Origin of the sequence: Enterococcus sp. 125944 (genome assembly GCF_051909435.1) — a bacterium.
Taxonomy (GTDB): domain Bacteria; phylum Bacillota; class Bacilli; order Lactobacillales; family Enterococcaceae; genus Enterococcus_D; species Enterococcus_D gallinarum.
This window is the reverse complement of record NZ_JBQASY010000041.1, coordinates 1-5,510: the sequence shown is the minus strand read 5'-3', so window position 1 is coordinate 5,510 and position 5,510 is coordinate 1. Positions and strand designations below refer to the sequence as shown.

Here is a 5,510-nt window from a genome sequence, read left to right as displayed (position 1 = left end):
GTTTAGGGCTACCGGCTATTATGAAGTACCTATGGATGACTTTAGAAGGCTTCTGGACGTTCCTAAGAGCTATCGAATGAGCGATATTAATAAAACAATACTCACTCCAGCTCTCACAGAGCTTTCTGATATATTTCCAGAACTACAGTGTGAAAAGATTAAAAGGGCTGTTCCTGGAAGCCGTGGAATATCAGTTGTAAAGCTTATCTTTAGCTTTAAGCCAATTTCTAAGAAAGACTCCATTCTACTTTACGATTACACAAAATAAGACTCTGGGAGACTATCCCAGAGCCTTTTTAATTGCTGATTATATAGTTATCCTTAAGCCGTTTAGATAAGCTTTCTAACAGCTTCTCTAAGCTTTGGTAAGTAGCCTATTGGAGTAGCTTTTGTAAAAGACCGCCGTATCTGCAACGGCAGTGCAGAAGAGCTTCTAAGAGCATTATACTAAGAATATAGAAACCCTTGCAACTCAAAAACACTAAAAATGGTGTGCCCATAGCTGTCTTATACACTATTTTTAGTGTCTCTCTATTACTGTTTGAATAATCTACTCCATAGGGAAGGCTTTTCGATAACGTTTTGAGACTCCTTCGGCTCTTCCAATAGTCCAATAAGTTTATCGAGCCTTTCAGTAAGCTCTCCGATTTGTTCTGATTGCTTTTCAATAACTTCATTTTGCTGCTTAATAAGCAACTGATATTCTTTTATCACTCCATTATCAACCGATATGCCAATAATTTCATTCGAAGAGTGGATAGCAGTTTCTGTATAATACTTTATATATGCTTGACTTACAGCCATTTCATAGTTTAAAGAAGGCTTTGCTTTGTTCTCCATTATATAGACAAAAGCCGATATATCTTTCTCAACAAAAAGCTTCTTAGTACGATTCTCTATAGACCTTGTATAGATAGGCTTTTTAGCTAGTTTCTCCATATCATTTGAATACTTTCTAACGGTTACCGGAGAGATTTTTAAACGCTTTGCTACTTCGTTGCTATCGAATAATTGTTCAGAATCGTTGGTATTCATAGTCCTTAGCACTCCAATCATATTTAAATATCAGTATATAATAGCTTATGTAATAACTTATCATTGGAATCATAACACAAAACTGATAGAGTATGCTAAAATGGTGTGGCACAGGCGCATTCTAAGCGCATTTCAGATAACTAGCCAAGGCTTATGAAAACAGCTGAATTTCACAATCTTTTGAAAGAGTGAAAAAGCCTTGGAATAAGCTTTCATGAACTAGACCAATTTCATTTCACAAGGCTAGGCTCTGAAAGCCTTGGCAATCGGACTACTTGGCATAGCATGTATTATGTCAACTAACTTTTAAAAATAACAAGATAGCTCCTTTCCAATCTCTGGAGAGGGGCTTTTTATTATGCTTTCAAATATGACTCCATTCCCGCAGGTACCACATCTTCGAGAGGCGTGGCAGGCGGCCGCCCTTCCTTCTCTTGTAATGGAGTTATCTCTTTCTTTTATCTTTGATCTTATTTCTTTATGGAATAGATAGAGGCTTTAGCCTCTTAGGTCTGCTTTAGCAGAGCTATATATGCTTTAAGATAATACTTTAAGATAATACTTTAAGATAATACTTTACCCTAAAAGAGATAAACGCTAGAAGCCTTGAGCCACGTGGGATACAGCCTCTTAAATAGCTTTTACTCTGGATTGACCGTGAGTCTACCCCAGCAAAGCCCGTAGTGAGTGCAGGATTGACCGTGAATCTGTTTAGGTAAAGCCGGTAGTCATATGGAGTATTAGCTAGGCAATATCAGCCAGCTTTATCCTCTATTTAGGTAGCGTGGGACACTCTTTTCCTAGATAGGGGATAGCCTTTAGAAATAGTGAAAGGGGCTTTCCATATGAATCCAACAACTACAAACAAAGACTTCCAGAAAGTAAGTGAAGACAACTTCTTAATGATTAGTAACAGCTTTGATACTGTACGCCTATGGAGTGATTTAAAAGTTAATGAAATAAACCTATTAACGGCTATCATGCTAGAAATTGCCAAGCAGACAGGCAGTGTGTACGAGCCTATTAAAGAGGACAGAGAGCTTTCAATCAACCTTAAGGAGTTAGCTATCAAATCGGACGTAGCAAGCTTTAAACGGTCAAATACAGCCACCAAGACAGCAATTAATAAGATTCATAGAACATTAATGCTAGCGAATCTCACGTATGTAGAGGGCTCTGAGGAGGTTTCTAACAGCTTCTTTACTGAGATTAGAACTAACAGAGAAAGCGGTATGCTGACAGTTTACCTTAGCTCCAGAATGGTAAACAGCTACTTGAAAATCAGTAAAGAAGAGGGCTTCACGCTTCTAAATGTATTCCAATTCTTGGAGTTGAAATCGAAGTATACAAAAGGCATGTTCTACTTGCTGAGTCAATGGAGCTCGAAAGGCTTTGTCAATCTTTCCTTAGAAGGCTGGAAAGAAAAGCTCTACGTTCCGAAAAGTACCAATAATCAAGACCTTTTCAGAAAGTACATTCTGCCTGCATTGGAAGAGCTTGAGCAAAAAGGCTTATTCGAGATCATAAACGTTAATAAAATCAGTAGAGCAGGTAGCCGAGCTATAACGTCTTGTCATATAACCTTCAAAAAGTTAGCTAAAGAAGCTTCACACGTCACTCAGACAGCTCCTAGAGAAGCTATTCAACCAACTATCCAAGTGGAGGAGCCTAAAAGCTCTCAAAATGCTTCTGACAGCACTACTACATATGCATTGGACGCCTTCGAAACGCCTATTACAAAGGCTGAGTATGAAGCTTTAGAAGGCTACATGAAAGAGCAATGCTTAATTCTGGAGGGCGAATAGATGAAAGTATCTGAGAAATGGAGAGCAATAAACGAGAAACAGTTTTGGAAGGCCACTCCAAAGGACTACAAAAGCCATTATGGAAAGCCTTTAACAGCTAAGCATTCGGCTAAAACAGTCCACTTAAATTTGACAGATAAGCAGTTTAATTGGATTCAAACTTTTAGAAGGAATTATAGAAGCTTCTACGGATCTGATGATAGCGTGGTGGAATCTCTATTAGTAAATATGATTAACAATCCTTTGGAGAATTATATTGACCCTACCACAAATAGATGGAGCAGAGTACACAACAATCGAGAAGCGGAAAGCCACCACACTTATGTAATTAGTGAAGAAGTCTTGAAAAAGGTAGGGGAAATAACTTTGGACGGTCGTGTAATATCCGCTCAAACACAGCTAAAAATCATTATCCAAAACTCTAAACAGCTCCATGATAACGGCTGGTTCCAAGAGTTAACTAAACGTAAACCAAAAAACCCAACACGGAAGGAAGTAATTTAAATGAACTTTAAAGAAATGAATCAACGACTAATCAATCAATTGGAGACCTATGGAGTAACCTTTGACAAAGCTGCTGAGGTCTATGAAGTTGCTGACCGGACTTCTGGAGCAGCTATTGGAGAGAGCTATCATAGCTACTTAACTAGCGTGTTAACGGCTTATAATGAATCTAAGAAAGCAGAGATCAATGAGCTTGCCGAAAGCTTTTATAAGTCTTCCATAGAGTCTATGAAAGCCGCTGAAAAGACGTCTGATCCAGTGTCTCAAATCACTAGAGAAGAGATTCTTGAACTCTCTCCAGAAGAGGCTACACGTCTAAGAAATAAGATTGGAGCAGAGGCTTATAACTCCATTATGAATGGCAAGCAAGAGCCTATTAGTCAGTTGCTGGAGGAGGAGTCTAACGACTCTCACGAGACGTATGAGCAGTATCGAGGGGCTAACTTAACGGAGCTATCTGTAAGCTTAGCCACAGCTATCAAGAATGAAGCTCCAAGCATATATGCTACCCTTATCTGAATATTCCCCTCTTAACAAGGCTGTTCCAATTCTGGAACGGTCTTTTTTATATGCTCTTATTCTGAGGGGATAGCTACTCAAATAGCCGTCTAAAATGCGTGTGAAGCCTTTTAAACGCCTATCAAATAGAATCATACCAAAGCAAAATAAGAGGCCTGTCAGACAGCTCAGAGCGGCTTGTAGGCACGCTACCGAGGTGTGTGGTACAACTGCTTACGAAACATTGATAGACTAAAGACTACAGCTGTCCATAAGACTCTCCATACAGTACCTAATGGAGTGATTGAGCTGCTTTGACAGTTGACTAGACCAATTACAATTGCAGTGAATCAGTCACTCAAACAGCTAAAACATACATAGACTCTCGAAGCTTCTAAACAGCTTGATAACAGTCGTTAGACTCTATGAGAGACACTGACACACGCCGCTGGAGCAGACGACAGAGGACGACACCAGAGCGGCTATACCAATACGTTGTAATAGGCTTCCCAAGGACTCCACAGACGGTCAAGGGGCTAAGGGAGGGGGCTATCTGACAGCCGTCCGGAGCGCCGGCGACAGTCTATCTCTGACAAATTCTGGAAATTCCCATGCGGAGTTTTGGCAAAGTCAATTTTATTTTTATTGGAGTTTCCTAATAGGGCTTCTGAGGCTCTGAGAGACGTTTTCAGAGCTTTTGGACTGTTCTACGTATATTTATATCAAAAGACTGCTTAAACTCTCTCAGACGGCTGTCAACGGCTTCTATAAGCCCTGTAAAGTCACTCCATTATCATATGCTTTTCTAGGGGATAGAGTAGCTGCTAACGTGCTATATCCTTTTTAAAACCTTTTATATATCTTTTTAATATCTTTTAAAACCTTTTAGGGGGCTTCCCGACTTACTCTCCCAAGGGATACAGCCTATTAAGGGGGGAGTTTTGTCTGTTAGAAGGGGGAGTTTCGTCTGCTTCGGGGGGGAGTTTCGTCTGCTTTAGGGAGGAGTTTTGTCTGCTTTTAGGGGGAGTTTTGTCTGTTTTAAGAGGGAGTATATACAACTCTCCTCCTTAGTGTTATGATAGCCGTAAATAAACGATACTGGAGGGCTTTTATGAATGAAGTTGTAAAATACCATAATGATATGAATTCCGTCGCCTTTAGAGGCTTTGGTAAGGTGGAGCTGGATCTCTTCTTTGCTATCTGCTCCAAAATGAGAGACGAGGGTAAGAATGAGGTGGAGTTTACCTTCCACCAGATACGCTCCTTAAGCCAGTTTAAGAAAACCTCTAAAGAAGCTTTTGTAACTAAGCTTAAAAGCACATATGAGAAGCTCTTGGCGTTGATTTTCAAAGAGGAGAAAGGAAGCCGAACGACTTACTTCACTCTGTTTGATGAATTTACGATAGATACAGCCGAAGAAACTATATCCATAACTATCAAAGAGAAGTATTTCTATATCCTTAATGGACTTACGGCAAACTTTACAAGGTTTGAACTAGCGGAGTTTGTGAGCCTTAAGAGCAGTTATTCCAAGGGCTTGTATAGGCTTTTAAAACAGTTTAGGGCTACCGGCTATTATGAAGTACCTATGGATGACTTTAGAAGGCTTCTGGACGTTCCTAAGAGCTATCGAATGAGCGATATTAATAAAACAATACTCACTCCAGC

At 39.8% G+C, this 5,510-nt stretch carries 6 protein-coding genes; 5 read left to right on the top strand and 1 reads right to left on the bottom strand.

The window, feature by feature from the left end:
- Nucleotides 1-268 (top strand): replication initiation protein (locus tag ACTFWY_RS17450; protein WP_439948529.1); only part of this gene is annotated, 268 nt, incomplete at its 5' end.
- A gap of 266 nt (nucleotides 269-534) precedes the next feature.
- Here the strand turns inward: ACTFWY_RS17450 and ACTFWY_RS17445 are convergent.
- Nucleotides 535-1,035: a hypothetical protein gene (locus ACTFWY_RS17445; protein WP_439927330.1), complete on the bottom strand. Its 501-nt coding sequence runs from the start codon at nucleotides 1,033-1,035 to the stop codon at nucleotides 535-537.
- Nucleotides 1,036-1,880: 845 nt separating this feature from the next.
- Here ACTFWY_RS17445 and ACTFWY_RS17440 point away from each other — a divergent pair.
- The 4 genes from ACTFWY_RS17440 to ACTFWY_RS17425 form a co-directional block, all read left to right on the top strand.
- A complete protein-coding gene (locus ACTFWY_RS17440; protein ID WP_439927331.1) occupies nucleotides 1,881-2,840 on the top strand; it encodes a replication initiation protein in 960 nt (319 codons plus the stop codon).
- Nucleotides 2,841-3,344: a hypothetical protein gene (locus tag ACTFWY_RS17435; protein WP_439927332.1), complete on the top strand. Its 504-nt coding sequence runs from the start codon at nucleotides 2,841-2,843 to the stop codon at nucleotides 3,342-3,344. It abuts the gene before it with no gap.
- Complete coding sequence (locus tag ACTFWY_RS17430; RefSeq protein WP_439927333.1) at nucleotides 3,345-3,863, top strand: hypothetical protein; 519 nt, start codon at nucleotides 3,345-3,347, stop codon at nucleotides 3,861-3,863.
- 1,090 nt (nucleotides 3,864-4,953) lie between these two features.
- The coding region (locus tag ACTFWY_RS17425; RefSeq protein WP_439948527.1) for a replication initiation protein at nucleotides 4,954-5,510 on the top strand (557 nt) is incomplete at its 3' end.

Coding starts and splice junctions, on each gene's coding strand:
- ACTFWY_RS17445 (WP_439927330.1), bottom strand. CDS start 1,035: ATGAATACCAACGATTCTGAACAATTATTCGATAGCAACGAAGTAGCA.
- ACTFWY_RS17440 (WP_439927331.1), top strand. CDS start 1,881: ATGAATCCAACAACTACAAACAAAGACTTCCAGAAAGTAAGTGAAGAC.
- ACTFWY_RS17435 (WP_439927332.1), top strand. CDS start 2,841: ATGAAAGTATCTGAGAAATGGAGAGCAATAAACGAGAAACAGTTTTGG.
- ACTFWY_RS17430 (WP_439927333.1), top strand. CDS start 3,345: ATGAACTTTAAAGAAATGAATCAACGACTAATCAATCAATTGGAGACC.